Source organism: Ralstonia sp. PBBBR1, assembly GCF_002256165.1.
GTDB classification, from domain to species: domain Bacteria; phylum Pseudomonadota; class Gammaproteobacteria; order Burkholderiales; family Burkholderiaceae; genus Ralstonia; species Ralstonia thomasii.
The window spans coordinates 248,838-272,441 of the sequence record NZ_NKIL01000002.1; the positions used below are offsets into that span (position 1 = coordinate 248,838).

The 23,604-nt window shown below is 64.6% G+C and carries 20 protein-coding genes; 12 read left to right on the top strand and 8 right to left on the bottom strand.

What is annotated here, in order from left to right; translation table 11 throughout:
- The first annotated feature begins 16 nt into the window (after positions 1-16).
- From CFE42_RS01180 to CFE42_RS01215, 8 genes are all read left to right on the top strand, one after another.
- Positions 17-2,395, top strand: a complete 2,379-nt coding sequence (locus CFE42_RS01180; protein ID WP_004626811.1) for a xanthine dehydrogenase family protein molybdopterin-binding subunit — start codon at positions 17-19, stop codon at positions 2,393-2,395.
- 14 nt (positions 2,396-2,409) lie between these two features.
- Complete coding sequence (locus CFE42_RS01185; protein ID WP_004626809.1) at positions 2,410-3,216, top strand: xanthine dehydrogenase family protein subunit M; 807 nt, start codon at positions 2,410-2,412, stop codon at positions 3,214-3,216.
- Positions 3,217-3,236: 20 nt separating this feature from the next.
- On the top strand, positions 3,237-4,133 hold the full coding sequence (locus tag CFE42_RS01190) for a MoxR family ATPase (RefSeq protein ID WP_004626807.1): 897 nt from the start codon (positions 3,237-3,239) through the stop codon (positions 4,131-4,133).
- A 3-nt stretch (positions 4,134-4,136) separates the two neighbouring features.
- Positions 4,137-5,369 (top strand): VWA domain-containing protein, encoded by a 1,233-nt coding sequence (locus CFE42_RS01195; protein ID WP_004626805.1) that lies wholly within the window; start codon positions 4,137-4,139, stop codon positions 5,367-5,369.
- Positions 5,360-6,034 (top strand): carbon monoxide dehydrogenase subunit G, encoded by a 675-nt coding sequence (locus tag CFE42_RS01200; RefSeq protein WP_004626803.1) that lies wholly within the window; start codon positions 5,360-5,362, stop codon positions 6,032-6,034. Before CFE42_RS01195 ends, CFE42_RS01200 begins: the two co-directional genes overlap by 10 nt.
- Before the next feature lie 57 nt (positions 6,035-6,091).
- Positions 6,092-7,123: an XdhC family protein gene (locus CFE42_RS01205; RefSeq protein WP_004626801.1), complete on the top strand. Its 1,032-nt coding sequence runs from the start codon at positions 6,092-6,094 to the stop codon at positions 7,121-7,123.
- A gap of 277 nt (positions 7,124-7,400) precedes the next feature.
- Positions 7,401-8,504: an SDR family oxidoreductase gene (locus CFE42_RS01210; protein ID WP_004626799.1), complete on the top strand. Its 1,104-nt coding sequence runs from the start codon at positions 7,401-7,403 to the stop codon at positions 8,502-8,504.
- A 99-nt stretch (positions 8,505-8,603) separates the two neighbouring features.
- Complete coding sequence (locus tag CFE42_RS01215; protein WP_004626797.1) at positions 8,604-9,326, top strand: MgtC/SapB family protein; 723 nt, start codon at positions 8,604-8,606, stop codon at positions 9,324-9,326.
- An 18-nt stretch (positions 9,327-9,344) separates the two neighbouring features.
- Here the strand turns inward: CFE42_RS01215 and CFE42_RS01220 are convergent, their stop codons facing one another.
- From CFE42_RS01220 to CFE42_RS01240, 5 genes are all read right to left on the bottom strand, one after another.
- Entirely contained in the window at positions 9,345-9,812 is a 468-nt protein-coding gene (locus tag CFE42_RS01220) for a hypothetical protein (protein ID WP_004626795.1), read from the bottom strand.
- 94 nt (positions 9,813-9,906) lie between these two features.
- On the bottom strand, positions 9,907-11,448 hold the full coding sequence (locus CFE42_RS01225; protein WP_004626793.1) for a methyl-accepting chemotaxis protein: 1,542 nt from the start codon (positions 11,446-11,448) through the stop codon (positions 9,907-9,909).
- Between the two features lie 155 nt (positions 11,449-11,603).
- Positions 11,604-12,614 carry a fimbrial protein gene (locus CFE42_RS01230; RefSeq protein WP_238563711.1) on the bottom strand — a complete coding sequence of 337 codons (1,011 nt, stop codon included), beginning with the start codon at positions 12,612-12,614 and terminating at the stop codon, positions 11,604-11,606.
- Between the two features lie 387 nt (positions 12,615-13,001).
- Complete coding sequence (locus CFE42_RS01235; RefSeq protein WP_004626790.1) at positions 13,002-14,132, bottom strand: 3-deoxy-7-phosphoheptulonate synthase; 1,131 nt, start codon at positions 14,130-14,132, stop codon at positions 13,002-13,004.
- A 78-nt stretch (positions 14,133-14,210) separates the two neighbouring features.
- Complete coding sequence (locus CFE42_RS01240) at positions 14,211-15,458, bottom strand: DUF2252 family protein (protein ID WP_004626788.1); 1,248 nt, start codon at positions 15,456-15,458, stop codon at positions 14,211-14,213.
- A 37-nt stretch (positions 15,459-15,495) separates the two neighbouring features.
- Between CFE42_RS01240 and CFE42_RS01245 the strand changes: the two genes are divergently transcribed.
- Both CFE42_RS01245 and CFE42_RS01250 read left to right on the top strand, forming a co-directional pair.
- Complete coding sequence (locus CFE42_RS01245) at positions 15,496-17,367, top strand: glycoside hydrolase family 15 protein (RefSeq protein WP_004626786.1); 1,872 nt, start codon at positions 15,496-15,498, stop codon at positions 17,365-17,367.
- 68 nt (positions 17,368-17,435) lie between these two features.
- Positions 17,436-17,669 (top strand): DUF1289 domain-containing protein, encoded by a 234-nt coding sequence (locus CFE42_RS01250; protein WP_027681492.1) that lies wholly within the window; start codon positions 17,436-17,438, stop codon positions 17,667-17,669.
- 69 nt (positions 17,670-17,738) lie between these two features.
- On the opposite strand, the gene CFE42_RS01255 is transcribed toward CFE42_RS01250, so the two are convergent.
- Positions 17,739-19,175, bottom strand: a complete 1,437-nt coding sequence (locus CFE42_RS01255) for an aldehyde dehydrogenase family protein (protein ID WP_004626782.1) — start codon at positions 19,173-19,175, stop codon at positions 17,739-17,741.
- 152 nt (positions 19,176-19,327) lie between these two features.
- On the opposite strand from CFE42_RS01255, the gene CFE42_RS01260 reads away from it, so the two are divergent.
- Both CFE42_RS01260 and CFE42_RS01265 read left to right on the top strand, forming a co-directional pair.
- A complete protein-coding gene (locus CFE42_RS01260) occupies positions 19,328-19,843 on the top strand; it encodes a hypothetical protein (RefSeq protein ID WP_004626780.1) in 516 nt (171 codons plus the stop codon).
- Between the two features lie 194 nt (positions 19,844-20,037).
- Positions 20,038-20,931 carry a LysR family transcriptional regulator gene (locus CFE42_RS01265; RefSeq protein ID WP_004626778.1) on the top strand — a complete coding sequence of 298 codons (894 nt, stop codon included), beginning with the start codon at positions 20,038-20,040 and terminating at the stop codon, positions 20,929-20,931.
- 19 nt (positions 20,932-20,950) lie between these two features.
- Here CFE42_RS01265 and CFE42_RS01270 read toward each other — a convergent pair whose 3' ends face one another.
- Complete coding sequence (locus CFE42_RS01270; protein ID WP_004626775.1) at positions 20,951-22,498, bottom strand: acetyl-CoA hydrolase/transferase family protein; 1,548 nt, start codon at positions 22,496-22,498, stop codon at positions 20,951-20,953.
- Between the two features lie 322 nt (positions 22,499-22,820).
- On the bottom strand, positions 22,821-23,444 hold the full coding sequence (locus CFE42_RS01275; RefSeq protein ID WP_004626773.1) for a hypothetical protein: 624 nt from the start codon (positions 23,442-23,444) through the stop codon (positions 22,821-22,823).
- Positions 23,445-23,604 lie beyond the last annotated feature (160 nt).

A 23,604-nucleotide genomic window follows, 5' to 3' on the forward strand; every position in this document is an offset into this window, starting at 1 on the left:
CAGCGAGGAGACCACCATGAACGCTCCCGCAGAACCCAACAACCACCTGATTGGCGCGTCCGTCAAGCGCAAGGAAGACTTCCGCTTCCTGACGGGCGCCGGGCAATACACGGACGACGTCGTGCAGGCGCACCAGTCCTACGCGGTGTTCCTGCGCTCGCCGTATGCGCATGCCCGTATCAAGCACATCAACACGGATGCCGCACGCAACCATCCGGGCGTGCTGGCCGTGCTGACGGGCGACGACCTGGCTGCCGACAAGGTCAATGGCCTGCCGTGCGGCTGGCTCATCCACAGCATTGACGGCACACCGATGAAGGAGCCGCCCCACCCCGTGCTCGCGCAAGGCAAGGTGCGCCATGTGGGCGACCAGGTTGCGCTGGTGGTGGCGGAATCGGTGAAGATCGCCAAGGACGCCGTCGAGATGATCGACGTCGAATACGACGAACTGCCCGCCGTGGTGGACACCGCCACCGCAGATACTGCCGGCACCGCTGTCCACGACGACGTACCGAACAACACCTGCTACACCTGGGGCCACGGCGACAAGGCCGCCACTGACGCGGCGTTTGCCAAGGCCGCGCACGTGACGCACCTCGATATCGTCAACAATCGGCTGATCCCGAATGCGATTGAGCCACGCGCCGTCAACGCCAGCTATTCGCGCCAGGACGACAGCTACACGCTCTACGTCGCCAACCAGAACCCGCACGTGGAACGCCTATTGATGTCGGCGTTCGTGCTGGGCCTGACCGAAGCCAAGGTGCGCGTGATTGCGCCGGATGTGGGCGGCGGGTTCGGCTCGAAGATCTTCCTGTACCCGGAAGACGTGGCGCTCACGTGGGCATCGAAAAAAGTTGGCCGGCCGATCAAGTGGACGGCCGAGCGCTCCGAATCCTTCCTGACCGACGCGCATGGCCGCGACCACGTCACGCATGCCGAACTGGCGCTCGATGCGCAGGGCAATTTCCTCGCCATGCGCGTGCATACGACGGCCAACATGGGCGCGTATCTGTCGACGTTTGCCAGCAGCGTGCCGACCATCCTGTATGCGACGTTGCTGGCCGGCCAGTACAAAACGCCGGCCATCTATGCCGAAGTGAAAGCGGTGTTCACGAACACCGCGCCCGTCGATGCGTATCGCGGTGCCGGCCGGCCGGAAGCAACGTATGTGGTGGAGCGCCTCGTGGAAACGGCCGCGCGCGAACTGCAGGTCGACCCGGCTGAACTGCGCCGCCGCAACTTCATCCGCACGTTCCCGTATGCCACGCCGGTGGGGCTGACGTACGACACGGGCGACTACGAGCCGTGCCTCGACCGCGCCATCGAACTGGCCGACGTGAAGGGTTTTGCCGCCCGACGCGACGCTTCGCGCGCCAAGGGCCGGCTGCGCGGCTTGGGCTATTCCTGCTACATCGAGGCGTGCGGGCTGGCACCGTCGAACATCGCTGGGGCACTGGGCGCGCGGGCTGGCCTGTTTGAGGCCGGCGAAATTCGCGTGCACCCGACCGGCTCCGTCACGGTCTTCACCGGCTCGCACAGCCACGGCCAGGGCCATGAGACGACGTTCGCGCAAGTGGTGGCCGATCGTCTGGGCGTGCCCATCGACAACATCGAGATCGTGCACGGCGACACCGGGCGCATCCCGTTCGGCATGGGCACATACGGCTCGCGCTCGATTGCCGTGGGCGGCTCGGCCATCATGAAGGCACTCGACAAGATCGAGGCCAAGGCCAAGAAGATCGCCGCGCATTTGCTGGAGGCGTCGGCGGAGGACATCGAGTTCAAGGACGGCGTCTTCCGCGTGGCCGGCACGGACCGCACCAAGACCTTTGGCGAAGTCGCGCTTACGGCGTACGTGCCGCACAACTATCCACTCGACAAGCTCGAACCTGGGCTGGACGAAAACGCCTTCTACGATCCGACCAACTTCACCTACCCGGCCGGCGCGTACATCTGCGAAGTGGAAGTCGACCCTGATACCGGCGAGGTACACATCGACCGTTTCGTTGCGGTGGATGACTTCGGCAATATCATCAACCCGATGATCGTCGAGGGCCAGGTGCACGGCGGGCTCGGCCAGGGCATCGGACAGGCGCTGCTCGAAGCGTGCGTGTACGACGAAAACGGCCAACTGCTGACCGGCTCATACATGGACTACGCCATGCCGCGCGCCAACGACCTGCCCAGCTTCACAGTGGAAACCGCCAAGGGCACGCCGTGCACGCACAACCCGCTGGGCGTCAAAGGCTGCGGTGAGGCTGGCGCGATCGGCTCGCCGCCGGCCCTGATCAACGCCATCGTCGACGCGCTTGCGCCGCTGGGCGTGAAGGACATCCAGATGCCCGCGACACCGCATCGTGTGTGGCAGACCATTCAAGCGGCCAAGGCCTAGGCAAGGAGCGAACCATGTACGACTTCGAGTACCAGAAAGCCACCGACGCCCAGACCGCCGTGACCGCGCTGAAGACGCACACCGACGCCAAATACCTCGGTGGCGGCCAAAGCCTGCTGGCAGCGATGAAACTGCGGTTGGCACAGCCGTCAACGCTGGTGGATGTCACGCGCATTCCGGGCATGTCCGGCATTCGCACGCAGCCCGGCGTGATTACGGTGGGCGCAGCCACACGCCATGCCGATGTGGCAGACAGCGCTGACATCGCCCGCATGTTGCCCGCGCTGGGCGAACTGGCCGGCGGCATCGGTGACAGGCAGGTGCGCGCCATGGGCACGCTCGGCGGGTCGCTTGCCAACAACGACCCGGCGGCGTGCTACCCGGCCGCCGTGCTCGGGCTGAACGCCACCGTCGTCACCGAACGGCGCAACATCGCGGCGGACGATTTCTTCCTCGGCATGTATGAGACCGCGCTGGCTGCGGATGAACTCCTCACCGAGGTGCAGTTTCCCGTGCCGGACCAGGCGGCCTACGTGAAATTCCGCAATCCGGCGTCGCGCTTTGCGCTGGTGGGCGTGTTCATCAGCCGCAAGGGCAACAACGTGCGTGTGGCGGTGACGGGCGCGGCGCCGTCCGTGTTCCGTTGCACGCCCCTGGAGCAGGCGCTGGCAGCCAGCTTTACATCGGAAGCCGCACGCAAGGTGGTGGTGCCGGCCGACGATCTGGTGGGCGATCTGCATGCCTCGCCGGAATACCGGGCGCACCTCATTCCGGTATTGGCGGCGCGCGCGATCGAACAGGCATTGGCGCACCACCATTGAGCGCACGCCCAAGGAACGGCATGCCAGTCGATTCCATCGACGACTGCATCGCGCAACTGCAAGGTCAGGGCTATTTCGCCAGCCGTGAGCTGGCCACGGCCCTGTTCCTCGCGTTGCGCATGCAGCGGCCGCTGTTTCTGGAAGGCGAGCCCGGCGTCGGCAAGACCGAGCTGGCGAAGGCGGCGGCTGGCCTGCTCGGCACGTCGCTGCTGCGGCTGCAATGTTACGAGGGGCTCGACACCGCCAGCGCGCTCTACGAATGGGACTATCCGCGTCAGATCATGGCGCTGCGCCTGGCCGAGGCGGCCGGCGAAAAACTCCGCGCCGACACCCTCTACCGTGACGAATTCCTCCTCAAGCGCCCGCTGCTGCAGGCGCTGCTGCCCGACCCGCTCCATCCCGACACACCGCGCGTTCTTTTGATCGATGAGATCGACCGCGCGGACGAACCGTTCGAGGCGTTTTTGCTGGAGCTGCTGTCCGACTTCCAGGTGTCGATTCCCGAATTCGGCACGGTGCGCGCGCAGGTGATTCCGCTCGTCATCATGACGTCCAACCGCACGCGCGAGGTGCACGACGCGCTCAAGCGGCGCTGCCTGTATCAATGGATTGGCTACCCCGACAAGGGACGGGAGCTGCAGATCGTGGCGCAGCGCGCGCCCGAAACGGCCGCCCGCCTGCAGCATCGTGCGGTTGATTTCGTGCACCGCCTGCGCGGCATCGACCTGTTCAAGGCCCCGGGCATTGCCGAGGCCATCGACTGGTGCCGCGCATTGGCGGCGTTGAACGTGACGGAGCTGGATCCGCAGTCCGTGCAGGACACGCTGGGCGTGCTGCTCAAATACCAGGACGACCTGGCCCGCGTGGATAGGCCGACCATCGAGCAACTGCTGGCCGCCCCCGCGCTGCCGGAGTAACGCATGCAAGCGACCGTGTCGACGCAGTTGCCCATGCTCGCGCGCAACGTCACGCATTTCGTGCGGCTGCTGCGCAATGCCGGCATGCCGCTGGCACCCTCGCGCGCGGTGGATGCCATCGAAGCCTTGAGCCATATCGACATCGGCCGCCGCGACGACGTCAAGGCCGCGCTGTCCGCCCTGCTCGTCTCGCACCCCGACGAGCGCACGCTGTTCGACGCAGCCTTCAACGTGTTCTGGCGGGATCCGGATTGGGAAGGCAAGCTGCGCGCCCTGCTGCTGCCCAAGGTGCGTGGCGGCATTCCGGCGGCACGCAGCAACCGCCTGGCCGATGCCTTGCGCGCGCAGCCGTCGACCCGCCTGCCGCCTGGCCCCAAGCCCGACGGCGAACGCCATGACGTCGTGGCGCCGCTGGCGTTTTCCGCCAACGAGGCCTTGCGCACGCGTGACTTCGACACACTCAACGCCGCCGAATGGCGCACGCTGCAACACATGATCCGCCGCCGGCGCGTGCATCTCGCCCAGGAGCGGACACGCCGGCTGAAGGCCGCCTCGCGCGGGCGCCATCCCGACCTGCGCGCCACCGCCCGGCAGGCCGTGCGCGCCGGCGGCGAGTGGACCGGCTGGAAATACCGCCAGCCCGTCGACCGGACACCGCCGCTGGTGCTGCTGCTCGACATCTCCGGCTCGATGAGCCGCTATTCGCGCGCCGTGCTGTATTACTGCCACGCGCTGGTGCAGTCGCGCGAGCGTATCCAGGCCTTCCTCTTTGGCACGCGGCTGACGAATGTCTCCCGGCAGTTGCGCGAGCGTGATCCGGATGTCGCCGTGCAGGCCATCGCCCAGCTTGTTCCGGATTGGTCGGGCGGCACGCGCATCGGTGCAGCGCTGGCGGAGTTCAACCGCCAATGGGCGCGCCGCACGCTGTCCGGCCGTGCCACCGTCCTCCTCGTGACGGATGGGCTCGACCACGAACACATCGACGTGCTCGACACCGAAATGGCGCGTCTGGCTCGCTTCGCCCATCGCATCGTCTGGCTCAACCCGCTATTGCGCTTTGCCGGTTTTGAGCCGCGGGCACGTGGCGTGCGGGCCATCCTGCCGCATGTCGACGTGATGGTGCCGGCCCACCATTTCGACAGCCTCGCTGCGCTGGAGCACGAACTGGCGCATGCCCGCCGCACGCGTCCCCCGCGCCCGCCCACCCCTGCCCCACTGACCGCCCCATGGAACTGACCCAGACCCATCTCCTGCCCGTACCCCTGCAGACCGCCTGGGATGCGCTGAATGACCCGGCCGTGCTGCAACGCTGCATTCCCGGCTGCGAGAGCATCACCGCCGCCGAGGGCGGCGCCAACCCCGCCTACGATGTCGCCATGACCGCCGCCGTCGGGCCCGTCAAGGCGCGTTTCAAGGGGCGCATGGAACTGGCCGACGTGGCGCCGCCGCGCAGCTACACGCTGCATTTCGACGGCCAGGGCGGCGCGGCCGGCTTCGGCAAGGGCAGCGCCCAGGTGCAGCTCACGCCCGAAGGCCCCACGGTCACGCGGCTCTCTTACACCGCAACGGCGCAGGTGGGGGGCAAGCTTGCACAAATCGGCTCACGCCTTGTGGACGGCGCCGCGCGCAAACTGGCCGACGAGTTCTTCCAGCGCTTTGCCGCAGAATTCGGCCTCGCAGAGACGGCTGGCGTCGACGGACATGCCGCGCCGGTCGACGGCATGCCGGCCACACAGGCGATTCCCGATTTGGCCGCGGGCCAACTGCAGGCCCACGGTGCACCGCCAGGCCACGCACCCAACGTCAGCCCCGCGCTCCAGCCGCGCAATCCATGGCCGTGGATCATCGTGGCGGTGGTGGCCGTGGCGGCCGCCTACCTGTTTTTGCACCACGGGGCATAATCGGTCCATTCCCCCGCAACACATCACTCAAGCGCGCGAAAGCGCAGCCAACGCATCATGGACAGCGTCGATCTTGAAGTCTTGAAAACCAGCGTTCGCTGGCTAGAACAAGGGCGGCGCGTGCTGCTCGTCACGGTAGTCAAAACGTGGGGTTCGTCGCCGCGGCCCGAAGGCGCGATGCTCGCGCTGCGCGATGACGGTGTCGTCATCGGCTCGGTCTCGGGCGGCTGCATTGAAGACGACCTCATCGACCGCGTGCGCCGCGAAGGCCTGCATTACACCAAGCCCGAAGCCGTCAAATACGGCATCAGCGCTGAAGAAGCGCATCGCTTTGGGCTGCCTTGCGGTGGCACGCTGCAACTCGTGCTGGAGCCGCTGAACGCTTCCAGCGGAATCGACGCCCTGCTGCGCGCCGTGGAAGCCGGTCAGCTCGTCGCCCGCACGCTCGACATGGCGACCGGCGCCGCAACCCTGCAGCACGCCACCGTCACTGACGGCCTGCAGTTCGACGAAGCGCGCCTCGTGACGATTCACGGGCCGCGCTACCGGATGCTCGTCATCGGTGCGGGACAGCTTTCGCGCTACCTGTGCCAGATCGCCGTGGGCCTGGATTACCAGATCACCGTCTGCGACCCGCGCGAGGAATACAGCGAAGAGTGGTCAATTCCCGGCGTGGCCATGGTCCGCACCATGCCCGACGACACAGTGATGGCCATGAAGCTCGACGAGCGCTGCGCCGTCATCGCCCTCACCCACGACCCCAAGCTCGATGACCTCGCGCTCATGGAAGCGCTCAAGACGCCAGCGTTCTACGTGGGCGCACTCGGCAGCCGCCGCAACAACGCCAACCGGCGCGAGCGCCTCAAGGAATTCGATCTGAGCGATGCCGAGCTGGCGCGCCTGCATGGGCCGGTCGGCATTTACATCGGCAGCCGAACGCCGCCGGAGATCGCCATCTCGATCCTGGCCGAGGTGACGGCCGCCAAGAACGGTGTGTCGCTGCCGACCATCCTGCAAGTCGAAGGCGCCAAGGCTGCGCGCGAGATTGCCGCCAACGCCGCTTCGAGCTGCGCTGTGCCGCAGAGTTGAGTCAACCCTCTGATCGAATGGGATGCCGAAAGGCGCCTGAAAGGTTACATTCTTATAAATCGCCGACTGTGCGCAGGTTTTGGCCGCAGCGCATCATGCGAACCCCGCGGCCCGCGAACCTTGGTTCGTGTGCGCGGCTTCATTTGGCACGGCTTGCCTGTCCCCTGCCCCGAGCGCGCTGCCAATACACCGCGCCTCGCCGGTGGGGCGGCAGTCGTGTTGTTTGCAAACGGGACGGTCGCCCGTTTTGCCACCCAGGAAATTCAAGTTTTTTCGCATGAGTATTTTGCTGACCGGTGCCACCGGTTTCGTGGGCGGTGCGATTACCGCCAATCTGGCAGCCAAAGGCTTGCTGGCCGACACACGCTTTGCCGTGCGCGGCGACACGCCTGCTGAAGGGGTGGCGCGGCTGCGCAGCAACCTGCGGCGTTTTGAATTCGCACAGGGCACGCTGGACGGCATTACGGAATCGCAAATCGTCCCGTTCGACCTGCGCGATGCCGGAGCCGCCAAGCTGGGCAATCCGGAAATCATCATCAACTGCGCGGCGCTGGCAACGTTTTCGAACCATCCGTCGCTGTGGGAAACCAACGTGGACGGCGTGCTGGCGCTCGGCCGGCTGGCGGCGCAAGGCTCACGCCTGAAGCGCTTCCTGCAGATTGGCACAGCCATGTCATGCGGCCAGCTGGCCGATCGCCATGTCAGCGAGAGCTGGGATGTCCCCCCGCTCGCGCAACACGCGGTGCCATACACGTATTCAAAGGGGATGGCCGAGCTGAAACTGCGCGAAGCGGTGCCCGAACTGCCCCTGGTGGTGGTGCGGCCGTCCATCGTGGTGGGCCATAGCACGCTGGGTTGCGAGCCGTCAGGCAGCATCTTCTGGATGTTGCGCATGGTGGCGCTGCTCGAGACGTTCAGCTGCCGCCTGTCCGACCGCGTCGACATCCTGCCCGTGGACGATTGCGCCGAGGCCATCGTGCAGTTGTCGACCAAGCCCAGGCTGGCGCACGACCTGTATCACGTCAGTGCCGGCGACGCGAACTCCGAGCGCATCGAAACGCTGTACCCGCGCTTCAAGCGTTGCAAGACGCCGGAAGAAGACGCACAAGCGCTCGCCGGCTACGTGTATCAGGAAAAAATTGCCGAGAAAGCATTGGCGCGTAAATTCCTGAGCCTGACCGGGGACGGCAACGTGCGACTGGTCGCGCGCTGCATTCACCTGTATGCCAAGTTCGCCAGCATGAGCTACGTGTTCGACAACACGCGGCTGGTGCAGGAGACCGGCTTCCAGCCGCGCTCCCTGCTCGCTTACCTCGACCGCTGCCTCGAGACATCGGACGCCGTGCCGATCCCAGAGCAGATGCAGTGGGACTATAAGTAGCCGTCCGGCCTCCCCGGCCCGCACGGCGTGTCATGGCGCCGTGCTATAACCATCGGCGCCCTTCACCAAGACTCCGGTCACCACAACAAGGAGCCGCCGATGACGCTGCAAGCCCTCGTCCACCTCAATGTCGCCACGCTGGTGGATTCGTTCATCAGCCTTGCCTCGGCCTTTGCGCTGGGCTCACTCATCGGCTTTGAACGGCAGGTGAGGCAGCGGACTGCGGGGCTGCGCACCAATGCGCTGGTGGCCGTGGCCGCATCGGCGTTTGTCGACATGGCCGCGCAGATCGGCACCGCATCGGACACCACCCGCGTGATTGCCTATGTGGTGTCGGGCGTCGGCTTTCTGGGTGCCGGTACCATCATGAAGGAAGGGCTGAACGTGCGCGGGCTGAACACCGCCGCCACGCTCTGGGGCTCCGCCGCCGTGGGTGCGGCGACCGGCTCCGATCTCATTGGGCAGGCCATTCTCATTACGCTGTTCGTGCTGGCCTCGAACATCCTGCTGCGGCCGGTGGTGGACCGCATCAACCGCACGCCGTTGGACAATCAGGCGAGCGAAGTCACGTACACGATGTGCGTCATCTCGACCAGCGAACGCCAGAAAGAGGCGCTGGCCGACCTGGAACGCCTGCTTGAAGAGGCCAGCTATCCAATCAGCGATCTATCGGTCGAACCCTTTGGCGACGACCATGTGGAAATTGAAGCCATGCTGATGTCGACTGCCGTGAACGCGGCCGAGCTGGACCGCATCGTCGCGTCGCTGCAATCGCAGCCGCACGTGGCGCAGGCATTCTGGAACCCAAGTACGACGGAGTAACCGGGGGCAACACGCCGATCACAGTTCCTGGCTAGCCGCCAGCGCGAAGATCTTCGCCCAGCGTTTCGCTTCCCGGCGATTGCGCATCGGGATCGACCAGTCTGCCTGCGTCTGATGTTTCAGGCGCAGCGCCAGCGTCCAGGCGCCTTCGCGCTCGACCGAGTCAGCGCCGGCAATATCGGCAAAGAGAAAGCGGGCGCCCTGCCCGTGCAACTGCAGCGTCCCCCGCTTCTGTTCGGCATCGACCGCGACCTGCCCCCAGCTTGCACTGAGCGACACAATTCGCTGGCCTTCCACGTTCACGCCATGAACGGCGCGGTAACGCCGGATGAAAGTAACGACTGCGCCGGCCAGCAGCGCCACAGCGAGCAGCACCGCCGCGCCGCCCGCCACCGCGCCGTATGCCGCGGCAACGCCCGCATACAGCCGGAGCGCGCCGTAGATCAGCAGACCAACCAACGCGAGCGCGGCAATGATGAACGGCATGAGGCGACTCCTTGAATGGACCCGTCGGTTATATCAACCGAAATGGCGTTCAAGGCAAGTCTTCGGTATGCCCCGTGCGTCGACGGGGCCAATATCAAGCGAGGCGGAATGCGGCGATCGCGGCGTTCAGGGCCTGGGCGTGTTCTTCCAGCGATTCAGCCGCGGCTGCGGCCTGCTCCACCAGTGCAGCGTTCTGCTGCGTGGCTTCGTCCATCAGCGTGACAGCCTTGTTGACCTGTTCGATGCCCGAGCTTTGCTCGTTCGATGCGGCAGCGATTTCACCCATGATGTCGGTCACGCGGCGGATGGACGACACGATGTCTTCCATCGTGCTGCCCGCGCGTTCGGCCAGCGCGCTGCCGGTCTCGACCTTGGACAGCGACGCCTCGATCATTTCCTTGATTTCCTTGGCGGCCGCTGCGCTGCGCTGCGCGAGGTTGCGCACCTCACCGGCCACCACGGCAAAGCCGCGACCTTGCTCGCCGGCACGGGCGGCTTCCACCGCGGCGTTGAGCGCCAGGATGTTGGTCTGGAACGCAATGCCGTCAATCACGCCAATGATTTCCGACACTGTGCGCGACGACGCGCTGATCGCGCGCATGGTCGCCACCACATCGGTCACCACCGCGCCGCCCTGGCTGGCGACTTCCGATGCGCTGTCGGCCAACTGGCTGGCCTGGCGCGCGTTGTCGGCGTTCTGGCGCACGATGGAGGTCATCTCTTCCATGCTGGAAGCGGTTTCCTCCAGCGAGCTGGCCTGCTCTTCCGTGCGTTGCGACAAGTCTGCATTGCCGGCGGCAATCTGCTTGGTGGCGGCACCGATCGACTCGGAGCCCGTGCGCACCCGGCGCACGGTATCGGTCAGTGCGGTCTGCATGCGGGCCAGGCCTTCGAGCAGGCGGCCCATTTCGTCATGACGGTCGATGCGCACACGCTCGGTCAGGTCACCGGCAGCAATGCGGTCGAACTGCGCCAGCGCGGCGTTCAGCGGCCCGACGATCGCGTACAGCAGCGACCAAGCACACCACAGCGCTACCACGAGCGCGATGACGATGGCGGCCACCACGATCAGCCGGAAGCGCGCATAAGCATCGCGCGATGCGTCGTAGTTGGCCTTGGAGAATGCGAGTTGCCTCTTGCTCAGGGCCAGGCTCGAATCATTGGCATCACGGAAGGCCTTTGACACTTCCTTATCCATGATCTTGTCCGCCGTGGCGCGATCACCCGCGCGCAGCGCCTTGATAATGTCGCGCAAGCTGGTGGAGGCAGCTTCGCGCTTGGTCGCAACGTCCTTGGCCAGGCGTTCCTCTTCGTCGTCGCGCGGCAAGGCCAGGTATTTCTTCCAGGCGCCATCCGCCTCGGCAATCAGCTCTTCGGTGCGGTCGAGCAGCTTCATCGCGCCCTTGTCTTCCGGACACAGCATCGCCTTATCTAGCGCGGTGCGGGCACGCGTCAGGCTCAGATCGGATTCGCCCAGCGCCAGTGCGGACGGAAACTGGTTGGTAAAGGTCTGCTCATGCGCGCGGTTGGCGTCACGCAGGCCGAGCAGGCCAGCCACGCCGATCAGCAAGGCCAGCAGGAAGAGAAGAGAAACCGAAAGCACCAGGCGGGTGCGGATGGTCAGGCGAGCGGACATGGGCGCGGCGAGAGTGGCGTGCACGGCTCTTCACGCGGCGCGACCATCGCGCCAGGCGGCCGGCTACCTGGGCACTATCGGCTGCGTAGCCCGTCAACTTAAGGGCGACGGGGCAAATGCGCCTCCTTCGCCCTGCCCGTCATCGGGCAACCGCCTTACTGATAGTCGAGCCGCAGCGAGACAGCGCCCTTTACCGAGCCGGGAGTGACCGCAGCTTCGGTCTGGACATACGAGGCCTGCATCGGGATCGCATATGAGCCGCCGGTGGTCTTGCTGTAATCGTCCACCTTGATCGACGTGCCGAATTGGGCGGCAACGCCGTCACGGTCGGCGAGGCGTATCTTCACGCCTTTGACGGTGGAATCGGCAGTGAGCGGCAGCACGCCCGGTGAATCCGCCACGCCGCCCATGGGCTCGAGCGTGTATCCCACGCGGTTGTAACCCTTCGGACAGTTGTTGATCCTGATCTGAAAGTCACTCTCTCCGGCGATTGAGCCAACACCCGTCAGCTTTCGCACGATGGTGCCCGGCAGTTGCACCGTTTGACTAGGCACGGAACACGTTCCTTCGATTTTGGTCAGGGTGGAATCGCCAATGCCGAAATAGTTAATGAGGGTATCTCTACTTCCGATCGTCTTCGTAAAAAACCAAACGTGAACCATCTGAGTTGCCTTGCTGGTAGAGATATCGCCCCATGCATCTCGGACCAATTGCACTTCGACGGGCGTGGAGAAAATTGTTTCGTCAGGAGGGTCCAATTTCCTCTGCGGCTTTCCATTGACGATCACCTGCATACTCAATCCTGACAACCGCGTCTCCCCTGTCGTTCCAGTCGTATTCTCAGTGCCTGACGAGTTTTGCACCTTGAACGTGGTCAGTCTGCATTGGAGATCGCCGCAAAGCTGCATAGGCGTATAAGTACGTCGAGCCACCACCGTTCCCTTCGCCATTCCGGATGGGAGGGCGTAGGCGCCGGTAAACACGATGAAATTTCCGACAGCCTCCGCACTGCCCGACAGCATGGTCCAACCCACTATGACGAGCCCTCCGGCTCTCAGCGTTTTTATGCAGCGCTGAATCAATCCTTTAACAATCATCGATCTCCAAAGCCTCATTTCAGTTTTTTTCCACTGGGTTTTCGGCGCAAATACGCGCTGCGCAATCAAAATGCGCTGGTCTTTGCTACGCGCTGCCGGGTGAAATTCTCAGTGTTGAGAAATGTCACGGATATAGGAGCGCTCCTAAAAACCGAAAAATCCACCCAGGCGCGGGCGGATTTGAAGAGCGGAAGATGAGCACCGGCAGGCCACGTGCGCGTGCAACGTGCACGCCGTGCGGGAGATGCGGTCTGGAAAGAGGAAAGCTGGAAAAAGGGGCGGCGGTGTCACTCCACGAACGACACCGAAAAGCGTGCGGGCAGGATGCCGACACACAATGCCGGACCAAGCCGCATGCGAATGTGCAGCGGCTGGCCATCAGTGAAATGGCACTGAAACGCCGAGCTACATCATGGATAGGGAAAAGGCGACAAGCCTGAACCTGCCGCCGTCACATCACCCGTCGTACGAATACGCGCGCCGATGCCGCACCGCCTCGGCGAGTATGTCGAGCACGGGCTCAGTCTGCGACCAGCTCAGGCAGGCGTCGGTGATCGACACGCCGTACTTGAGCGGCACACCCGGCTTCAGGTCTTGGCGGCCCGCTTCGAGATTGCTTTCGACCATCACGCCGATGATCCGGCGCTCGCCCTGCGAGAGTTGCCGCGCCAGATCTTGCGCAACCTCGATCTGACGTTCATGCGACTTGTTTGAGTTCGCGTGCGAGCAGTCCACCATGACCTGTTCGCGCAACTTCGCCGCACGCAGCGCCGCGCAGGCCGCCTCGATGTGCTCGCTGTCGTAGTTCGGCCCGCCCTTGCCGCCGCGCAGGATCACGTGCGCGTCGTCGTTGCCGCGTGTCTCGAAAATCGCGGCCATGCCCATCTTCGTCATCCCCATGAACGCATGGCTGGCGCGCGCCGCGATGATCGCGTCCGACGCGACCTGCACGCCACCGTCCGTGCCGTTCTTGAAACCGATGGGGCAGCTCAGACCCGAGGCCAGCTGTCGATGGCTCTGGCTTTCTGTCGTGCGCGCACCGATCGCGCCCCATGCGATGAGGTCCGCGATGTATTGGGGGCTCAGCAGGTCAAGGAATTCCGTCGCGGCGGGCAGCCCGAGCGCGTTGACGTCGAGCAGCAGTTGCCGCGCAGCGCGCAGCCCTTCATTGATGCGGAAGCTCCCGTCCAGGCGCGGGTCGTTGATGTAACCCTTCCAACCGACCGTCGTGCGCGGCTTCTCGAAGTAGACGCGCATCACGATCAGCAGGTCGTCCTTCAGTGCATCGGCCGCAGCCTTGAGGCGGCGCGCGTAATCGAGCGCCTGATCGTGATCGTGGATCGAGCACGGGCCGACGATCAGCAGCAACCGATCGTCGCGGCCGTGCAGGATGTTGCTGATGGCACGGCGGGTGTCTTCAACGAGCGTCTGCGTATCGGCCGGCACGGGCAGCTCGTCCAGCAGCAGCGCCGGAGAAATCAGCGGACGCACCGCACCGATGCGCGTGTCGTCGATACGCGTCGTGTCTTGCGTGGCGTCGGCAATGCCCACCTCGCGATCATGCGATGGGTTGTCGAGGTTCTTCATTGCGATCTCACAGGGGTTTCAAATGGGACTCACGCACCTGCCGTCAATGGCGCGCTATCCCGCACTTACGCCACGCACTTAAGCGGCCTTATCACCACGCGCCTGGCGGTAGTCCTCCGCAAACTCGGCCCATTGCTTCAACGACACCTTGCGGCCGTGCGCCGCCAGCTTCAGCGCCGATTTGCGCCACGCCGTGCCGGCCGCGTAGTCCTGCACCTTTTCCACGAGATCCGTCCCGTGGCGGCCACAGCCGCGCAGATGGCACCAGGCCGCCACGTGCGCCATGGTCTGCAGCGCATCGTCCAGATTGGCGACCACGTTCTTGCCGGAGCCAAGCGCCACACGGTCCGCGGTCGGCTGCAGGCTTTTGACAACGTACGACTTGGGCTTCTCGCCCTTGGCCCCGTAAACGACGCCACGCAGCAGCGCCGGCGAGATGGCCTGCGACAGGCGCTGAATGTCAACCACGCGGCCGGCTTCGCTGTGCCACGGCGCCACGCTGCACGCGTTGCCGAGCGTATCGGCCCAGACGCTCGGAATGGAAAGCTTGATGTCGATCAGGCGCAGCGTGGCGGGGTCGTTCTCCGGGCGCGCAAGCACGGAATAGCGCTCCAGCCCCAGGCTGCCGGTCCCGGCAATGCGCCGCGCCACATCGATGGCGATAAAGCGCTGGTTGTGGCTACCCCTGCTGGTGCCATTGCCCTGCTCGCCATAGGCCTGCAGGATGCGGCGTGCGCGGCGGGCCTCATCCTTGCTAGCCCGCAAGGTGTGGCGGCCGTCGATGCGCAGGTGGATTTGGTTGCCATCGCGCTCGGTGCGTTGCGCGAGGTAGGCGGCGCGATTGCGCTTGCGCAGGCCGCGCAGCAGGTCGCGCACGATACCGGTGGCGGTGGCGCGCTCCACCCAGCGCGGCTTGCCATCGACCAGCGCCGCGGCGTACGTGTCCAGAAAGCGGCGGCACAGGTTGTTGGCATCTTCGTCGGCCAGTTTCCAGCCATAGGCGGCAACCTGCAGGCTCGACAGCACGCGCACCAGGTCGACCGTAAACGGCGCGGCGAGGGCTTCGTCAAAGTCGTTCATGTCGAAGTAGACCAGGCCGTTGTCGCCCTTGAAGCTGCCGAAGTTTTCAAGGTGGAGGTCGCCGCAGACCAGCGTGCGGGGCGCGTCGTGCAGCAAGGCAGCATCGGCCAGCGACGCGGCGTACAGGTTGTTGGTGCCCCGAAAGAATGAAAACGGGTCGGCGGCAATGGCATCCAGCTTTCGGGTGAGCCTTTCGGGATCACGCCCGGCGTTGTATTCAAGAAGGATACGGGTGGTTTCATGCATGGTCTCGGCCTCGTTGAAGTACGTGGAGTGGAGTGCAATGCCCTCAAGAATTGAAGATTACGCGTTGATTGGCGATTGTGAAACCGCGGCACTGGTTTCGCGCGACGGCTCCATCGATTGGCTGTGCTGGCCTCGGTTCGATTCAGGCGCCTGTTTTGCCGCGCTGCTTGGCACGCCGGACCACGGCCGGTGGCGCATCGCTCCGCAAGGCGAGGTCCGCGCCACGCGCCGACGCTACCTGCCTGGCACGCTCGTGCTGGAGACCGTCTTCGAGACCGACACCGGTTCCGCCAGCGTGACCGACCTGATGACGGCCCGCTTGCCCGGCATCGCCGGCGCACGGGACGACACCTCTGAGCTCATCCGCATCGTGCGCGGGCTCTCCGGCACCGTCGAAATGCGTATGGACCTTACGCTGCGGTTCGATTACGGCGCGTCTGTACCGTGGGTCAGCCGCGTGTCCGAAGTCACGGGGGCGCCGCCTGAAGGCAGGTGCGACATGCCCGATTGCGTGCTCCGGGCCGTGGCCGGGCCCAACATGACGACACTGCGCACCGCCGCCCCAATCCGAGGCGAAAATCTCTCCACCGTAGCGGATTTTTCCGTGAGCGAAGGCGAGGCGATGCCCTTCGTGCTGACGTATTCGCCGTCGCACCTGCCCTTGCCCGACTCCATCGACGCGCTGGAGGCGCAGGTCGACATGGAGGCACGTTGGCGCGCGTGGTCCGGCCGCTGTCACGGCGCTGGCGAATGGACCGAAGCAGTGGAACGCTCGCTCATCACCCTCAAGGCGCTGACGTACCACCGCACCGGCGGTGTCGTGGCCGCGCCAACAACGTCGCTGCCCGAACAGCTCGGCGGGGTGCGCAACTGGGACTACCGCTACTGCTGGCTGCGCGACGCCACCCTCACGCTGCTCGCGCTCATGAATGCGGGCTACTACAACGAGGCGCGCTCGTGGCGTGAATGGCTCGAACGCGCCATCGCCGGCAGCCCCGCACAAGTGCAGATCATGTACGGCATTGCCGGCGAACGGCGCCTGGGCGAGTGGACCGTCCCCTGGCTGCCCGGCTACGAAGGCGCGCAGCCCGTACGCGTAGGTAATGCGGCCGCGCTGCAACTGCAGCTCGATGTATACGGCGAGTTGATGGACGCCCTCTTCATCGCCCGCAAAGGGGGCCTTGACGGGGACGATGCCTCCTGGCGCCTGCAGGTCGCGCTGATGACCCATCTGGAGAGCGTCTGGCAGACGCCCGACGAAGGCATCTGGGAGATCCGCGGGCCCTCGCGCCATTTCACGCATTCCAAGGTCATGGCGTGGGTGGCGTTCGACCGCGCCGTCAAAACCATCGAGCAATTCAATGTAGACGGGCCCGTAGAGCGCTGGCGAGCCGTGCGCGACCGCATCCACGCGGAGGTCTGCGCCCACGGCTACAATGCCGCGCGTGGCTGCTTCGTGCAGAGCTACGGCGGGCACGAGCTGGACGCTGCACTTCTCATGCTGCCGCTGGTGGGTTTTCTGCCGGCATCAGACCCGCGCATCCAGGGCACGGTCAAGGCCATCGAAGAAGACCTGCTCGTCGATGGCCTTGTGCGCCGCTACCGCACCGAAGCGGCGACCGACGGCCTGCCCGAGGGCGAAGGCGTATTCCTTGCCTGCAGCTTCTGGTATGTCGACAACCTCGTCATGCAGGGCCGCCAGGACGAAGCCCGCGCGCTCTTCACCAAGCTGCTGGCGCTGCGCAACGACGTGGGCCTGCTGGCCGAGGAATACGACCCACGCGTGCAACGGCTCGTTGGCAACTTCCCGCAAGCGTTTTCGCATATCGCGCTGGTCAATTCCGCGCTGGCGCTATCCAAGGCGGCCGATCATGTCAGCCAGCGCACGGGGGAACCGCCGTGCAGCTGACGTGCAGCTGACGTCCGGCCGAAGGCGGTAAAATACCGGCCATGACCGAATCGACCGCTTTCAGCCCCATGCCAGACGACGCAACCAGTGCTTCCGACAGCACCCTGCTGGGCCGCCCAGACAGCCCCTGCATCGGCATCTGCTCGACGCTCTTCGACGAGGTGTGCCAGGGCTGCGGGCGAACACAGCTGGAGGTCAGCAACTGGGTCTTCATGACCGACGAAGAGCGCAACGCGGTCTGGACGCGCATCCTGGCCGAAGGCACCGCCCAGGGCTACAACGCTGACGGCAGCCGCAAGTAGGCGGAGGGCGTCAAACGCAAAAAACCCGGCCGAGGCCGGGTTTTTCATTGGTGCTGCACGTGGGGCAGATCAGGCCGTCTTGGCGGGATTGAGTTGCAGCGCCTTGTACTCCAGGAACTCCTCCAGGCCGTACTTGCCGTTTTCGCGCCCGTTGCCGGATTGCTTGTAGCCGCCAAACGGCGCCTGCATGTTGAACGGCCCGCCGTTGATATTGACCTGGCCCGTGCGAATGCGCCGCGCCACGCGAATCGCCCGCGCCTCGTCGCCCGACCACACACCGCCGCCCAGGCCGTAGATGCTGTCGTTGGCAATGCGGACGGCCTCTTCCTCGTCGTCGTAGCAGATCACGGTCAGCACAGGGCCGAAGATCTCTTCGCGCGCCACGGTGTCGGTGGTCTTGACGTTACCCAGGACCGTCGGCTTGACAAAGTAACCGGTGGACAGGCCTTCCGGCGCGTCGGCGCCCCCGGTAATGAGTTCCGCGCCCTCCTCCAGCCCCTTGCGGATGTAGCCCAGCACGCGGTCGCGCTGCACGGCAGAGATGAGCGGCCCCAGGCGCGTCGATTCCTGCGCCGGATCGCCCGGCACGTAGGCAGCGGCAAACTGCGCGGCCAGCGCCTTCACTTCTTCATACTTGGCACGCGGCACCAGCATGCGCGTGTGCGCCGAGCACGTCTGCCCGGAGTTCAGGAAACACGCCGACAGCGTGCCCTTGACCGCCGATGCCAGGTCCGCGTCATCCAGGATCACCGAGGCCGACTTGCCGCCCAGCTCCAGCGCCACCCGCTTGACCGACTGCGATGCGAGTTCCGCCACGCGCTTGCCCGCACGCGTGGAGCCCGTGAACGACACCATGTCGACCTCCGGGTCGCTTGCCAGCACCTCGCCTACCACCGGGCCATAGCCGGTGACAAGGTTGAACACGCCCGGCGGCAGGCCGGCTTCTTCAATGACTTCCGCCAACACGAACGCGTTGAGCGGCGCCACTTCCGACGGCTTGAGCACCACCGTGCAGCCGGCCGCCAGCGCGGGCGCAACCTTCAGCGTGATCTGGTTGAGCGGGTAGTTCCACGGCGTGATGGCGCCCACCACGCCCACGGGCTCGCGCACCACCAGCGAGTTGCCGACGTGCTCTTCAAATTCAAACGTGCTGAGCAGCTTGGCGAAATTGCCCCAGTTGTAGACCGGGCCGCCCACCTGGATGGCACGCGCCAGCTTGATCGGCATGCCGACTTCGCCGGCAATCAGCTGCGCCAGCTCTTCGCTGCGAGCATGCAGGCCGTCGGCAATCTTCTGGATGTATTCGGCGCGCTTGGTCACGGGCGTGGCAGCCCAGTCATCAAATGCGGCGCGCGCGGCGGCCACGGCGGCTTCCGCGTCGGCCGCGCTGCCTTCGGGAATGGTCCCCATCACGGCTTCCGTGGCCGAATGAATCACTTCAATGACGCCCTTGCCCTGCGGCGCCACCCACTTGCCATTGATAAAAAGCTTGTCGCGTTGCTGCATCGTCGGTCGTCTCGCTCTGGTGGATGCGCGATTTGCGCGTTGTGCTATCCGGGTTGCGACTGAGCCCTACATCGCCCCCGGGCGGTTATGATCGGTCTATTGTAGAGCCACCAGAGCGCACACCGCAGACGCGCCGGCCGAGGGAGACGACCATGACCACCCGCATCTATCAGAAGACCGAAAAAGGTCAGGACGAGATCCGAACGCGCGCGAACCACCTCGACCAGCGTCACCGCGCGGTGCTCCTGATGATCAATGGCGAGAAAACCTGCGACGACATCCTCGTGCAGCTTCAGCCGCTCGGCATGACGCAAGCGGTATTCGACGAGCTGGAGGGAGGGGGGTATATCCGCCCGCACATGCCCATGGCGACCACGGCAAAGGTGGAGCCGGCCGCTGCATCCGTACCCGCCCCCGTCGACTCTTCAAAAGAGCCGGCCGCCGAAGGCTATCAACGCCTCTATCGCTTCTATACCGAAACCATCAGCCGGTATCTCGGCCTGCGCGGCTATCTGCTGGAGATGAAGGTGGAGAAAGCCGGCAACGTCGCAGAACTCGTCGCCCTGCGCGACACGCTCAAGGCAGCCCTCAGCAAAACGCGCGGCGAGCCCGAGACCAGCAACCTGATCGCCCAGCTGGATCTGCTGATCGACGAGGCAACAGGCTGACTGCAACGTATGCCGGACTGCATGAAAGGCGGCCGCATGAGCCGCCTTTCTTTTGTCGAGTGCCGTTGCGTGCGCGTGTCCATCAGACATGCACACACAGGCCCGCACGATGTTGAGGCCATCGCGTCGTGGAGTGGGAAAACTTCATTACCATGGCGAATTCCATTCGCGTGCTTCATGGCTAAGGTCCGTCCATGCCCATCGATATCCGAGCCCTTCGTTACTTTGTCGAAACCGCGCGGCTGCAGAGCTTCACGCAGGCGGCGAGCTCGCTCTCGGTGACACAGTCCACCATCAGCAAGATGGTGCGTCAGCTCGAAAACGAGGTCGGCCAGCCGCTGCTGATCCGCGAAGGCCGGCAGGTGCGGCTCACTGACGTGGGCCGGGTCGTGTACGCACGCGGGCAGGAAACGCTGGGCGTGGTGCACAGGCTGACGCTTGAAGTCGCTGATCTGTCCTCGCTCGGACGGGGCGAACTGACGGTCGGCATCCCACCGATGGTGAATCTGTTCTTTTCGCCCGTCGTGAGCGCGTTTCGTCAGCGTTATCCGAATCTGGTACTGAACTTGGCAGAGTACGGCGGCAAGACGGTGGAACAGCAGGTGGCCAGCGGCGAACTGGAAGTGGGCGCCACCGTTCTGCCCGGCGATAGTGGGCTCGAACTCGCCACGCGACAGTTTGCAAAGTATCCGATCTGGGTGGTGGGACCGCGCAAAGCGAAATGGGCCAAAGGCAGGACCGTCACCCTCACGGCACTGCGCGACGAACCGCTGCTATTGCTGGCCGAGGATTTCTCCCTGACGCGCAAGCTGCGACAGGCCTTTCTCGAAGCCCGTATCGAGCCGCACATCGCTGCGCGGAGCGGGCATTGGGAATTCCTCGCCTCGATGGCCGCTGCGGGACTGGGCACGACTTTTTTGCCGCAGCCGCTGGTGGCCAACCTCGCGAACCGTGACAAGCTGGCCGTGGCACGCCTGACCGCCCCCGACATGGATTGGGCGCTCGCGCACCTGTGGTCGCCCGGCCGCTACCTGTCGCACGCCGCTCGCGCGTGGCTCGCGACGTGCCAGGAAGTGCTCGGCGCCTGAGCAGCGGCTGCGACGCGCGTCAAGCGCTGAGGGCGGGATCCGGGAGCAGACTTTCACCTGTGAGCCCGGCTGAGGCCATCGAGCCCTGGTCGCGAAACCGGACATGCCAGGCCAGCGCCTCCTCCAGGAGGTGGGGCGTATGCCCGCCGCGCCGCTGCGCGCGCACAACGTAGTCGCGCAGCAGCTCGCGGTAGCGCGGATCAGCGCAGTTGCTGATGATCTGCACAGCACGCTCGCGCGGCGCCAACCCGCGCAGATCGGCCAGTCCATGTTCGGTAACGATGATGTCGACGTCGTGTTCGGTATGGTCCACATGCGAGACCATCGGCACGATGCTCGAGATGTCGCCGGCCTTGGCCAATGACTTGGTCACGAAGACTGACAGATGCGCGTTGCGCGCGAAGTCGCCCGAGCCGCCGATGCCGTTCATCATGTGCGTTCCGCCCACGTGCGTCGAATTCACGTTGCCGTAGATATCGCATTCCAGCGCGGTATTGATGGTGATCAGGCCCAACCGGCGGATCACTTCCGGGTGGTTGCTGATCTCCTGCGGTCGCAGAATCACCCGCGTCTTGTAGCGTTCCAGTTCTGACAGAAACCGCTTGTAGACCGGGCGTGACAGCGTGATCGACGAGGCCGAGGCAAACGCCAGCTTGCCCGAGTCGAGCAGCTCGATGGAGCTGTCCTGCAAAACCTCCGAATACATCTTGAGGTCATGGAACGGCGAGTCGATGAAGCCATGCAGGACCGCGTTGGAGATCGTTCCGATACCCGCCTGCAGCGGCTGCAGCGTGGGCGAAAGACGGCCCGTGCGCACCTCGCGCGCCAGGAATGCGTTCAGATGCCCCGCGATGGCATTGGTCTCCGCATCGGGGGGCAACACGTTGGACGGGCTGTCGTCCTGCCCCGTGATGACGATGGCAGCGATCTTGCGCGGATCGATCGGGATATACGGCAGGCCGATGCGCTGCTCCGCTGCAATGAGTGGAATCGGCTGGCGATAGGGCCGCTGCACCGGAAAGAAGATATCGTGCAGCCCTTCCAGATTGGCGGGCATGTTCAGGTTGATCTCGACGATCACCTGCTTCGCCAGCACCGCGAAACTTGCGGAATTACCGACCGACGTAGTCGGCACGATGCCGCCGTTCTCGGTGATGGCGGTGGCTTCGACAACCGCCACATCCAGCGGTGCAATCTGCCGCGAACGCAGTTGCTCGACGGTTTCCGACAAGTGCTGGTCAATGAACATGACCTCGCCTGCGTTGATCTTGCGCCGAAGGGTGGCATCGGCCTGGAACGGCAGGCGACGGGCAATCACATCGGCTTCGGCCAATACCTTGTCAATGTCGTTACCCAGCGAGGCGCCGGTCATCAGGGTAATGCGCAGCGGCTCGTGCGCGGCACGCCGGGCCAGGGCAAACGGCACGGCCTTGCAGTCGCCGGCACGGGTGAAACCGCTCATGCCGACCGTCATGCCATCGTGGATCAGGGTCGCGGCTTCGTCCGCAGACACCACTTTGTCCAGCAGGGATTGCAGGCGAATGCGGCCGCCAATATCAGAGGTCATCTCGTCTCCTTGGTACTTCGCCGAGCCTGACTTTGGCGCTTCTTGTTGTGATGTAGGGCGCCCCATCAGCAGGTCTCGGCCTATTCACTGGGATATGCAGACCAGTGTAGCGACGGCCATGCATTCTGATGGCGATAAAAAATCATGAAACCCAGTCGGTTTTTTCATAGATGGTCCACTTTGCCGACATGCTTCAGTCGATTGCGGCGAAGACCAAAAACAAAGGGCCGCACATTGGCGGCCCCTTGATGACGGCAAAGAATCGGTGTTCACCCTGCGCGGCATCACAGCTGCGCGCAGTCCTCGTTCGACGGCACAGCGGTCAAGGCTCCGGAAAACGCGCGAGCTTGGCGGCGTTCTTGGGTGCCGGATACTGCGCCACGTTCATTTCCATGGCGAGCAGCGTGTAGTAGCCGCAGATGCCCGTCATGTCTACGATACCCTTGTTGCCGAACCGCTTTTCCGCCCGGGTATAGGTTTCGTCGGCCACGCGCTTGTTGCGGATCAGCTCCGTCGCGAAGTCGTAGACGATCTCCTCGTCCTCGCTCATGCCCGTGGGGCGGCGGCCATCGGCAATGGCATCGGCAATACCGGGTTTGATACCCGCCTTCAGGGCGATCGGATGGTGCACATACCACTCGTAATCCTGGCTCCACTCTCGCGCGGTGATCAGGATGACCAATTCGCTCAGCGTGTTGCCAATCGCGGAGTGATATCGCAGATAGTCGCCCATTGCGCGGGCCTGGCTCATCACCTCGGGGCTATGCATCAGGGGCTCGAAAGGACCGAATACCGGCACCTTGCGCGCAGCCTGAAAGTCCTGCGCCGCCTTGGTCTGTTCGGCGTTGTACTTGTCCGGCGGAATGGTTGGTAGGCGCTCAGCTGCGTGTGCAGACGTCATCAGCACCAGGGCGGCTGTCGATAGTAAGGTCAGTACGTTTTTCAACGTGAGTCTCCTCTTATGTTTTGATTGTTCTTTGTTGGCGCTCAACGCAGCCGCAAGGATGCTGTGCCGCGTTCTGCCAAGGCATTCTGGAATCGGGAGGAGGCACTGTCAACGCGGCCTCGGCGAGCCGCACGTGAGAGACCGATCCGGATCGGAAACA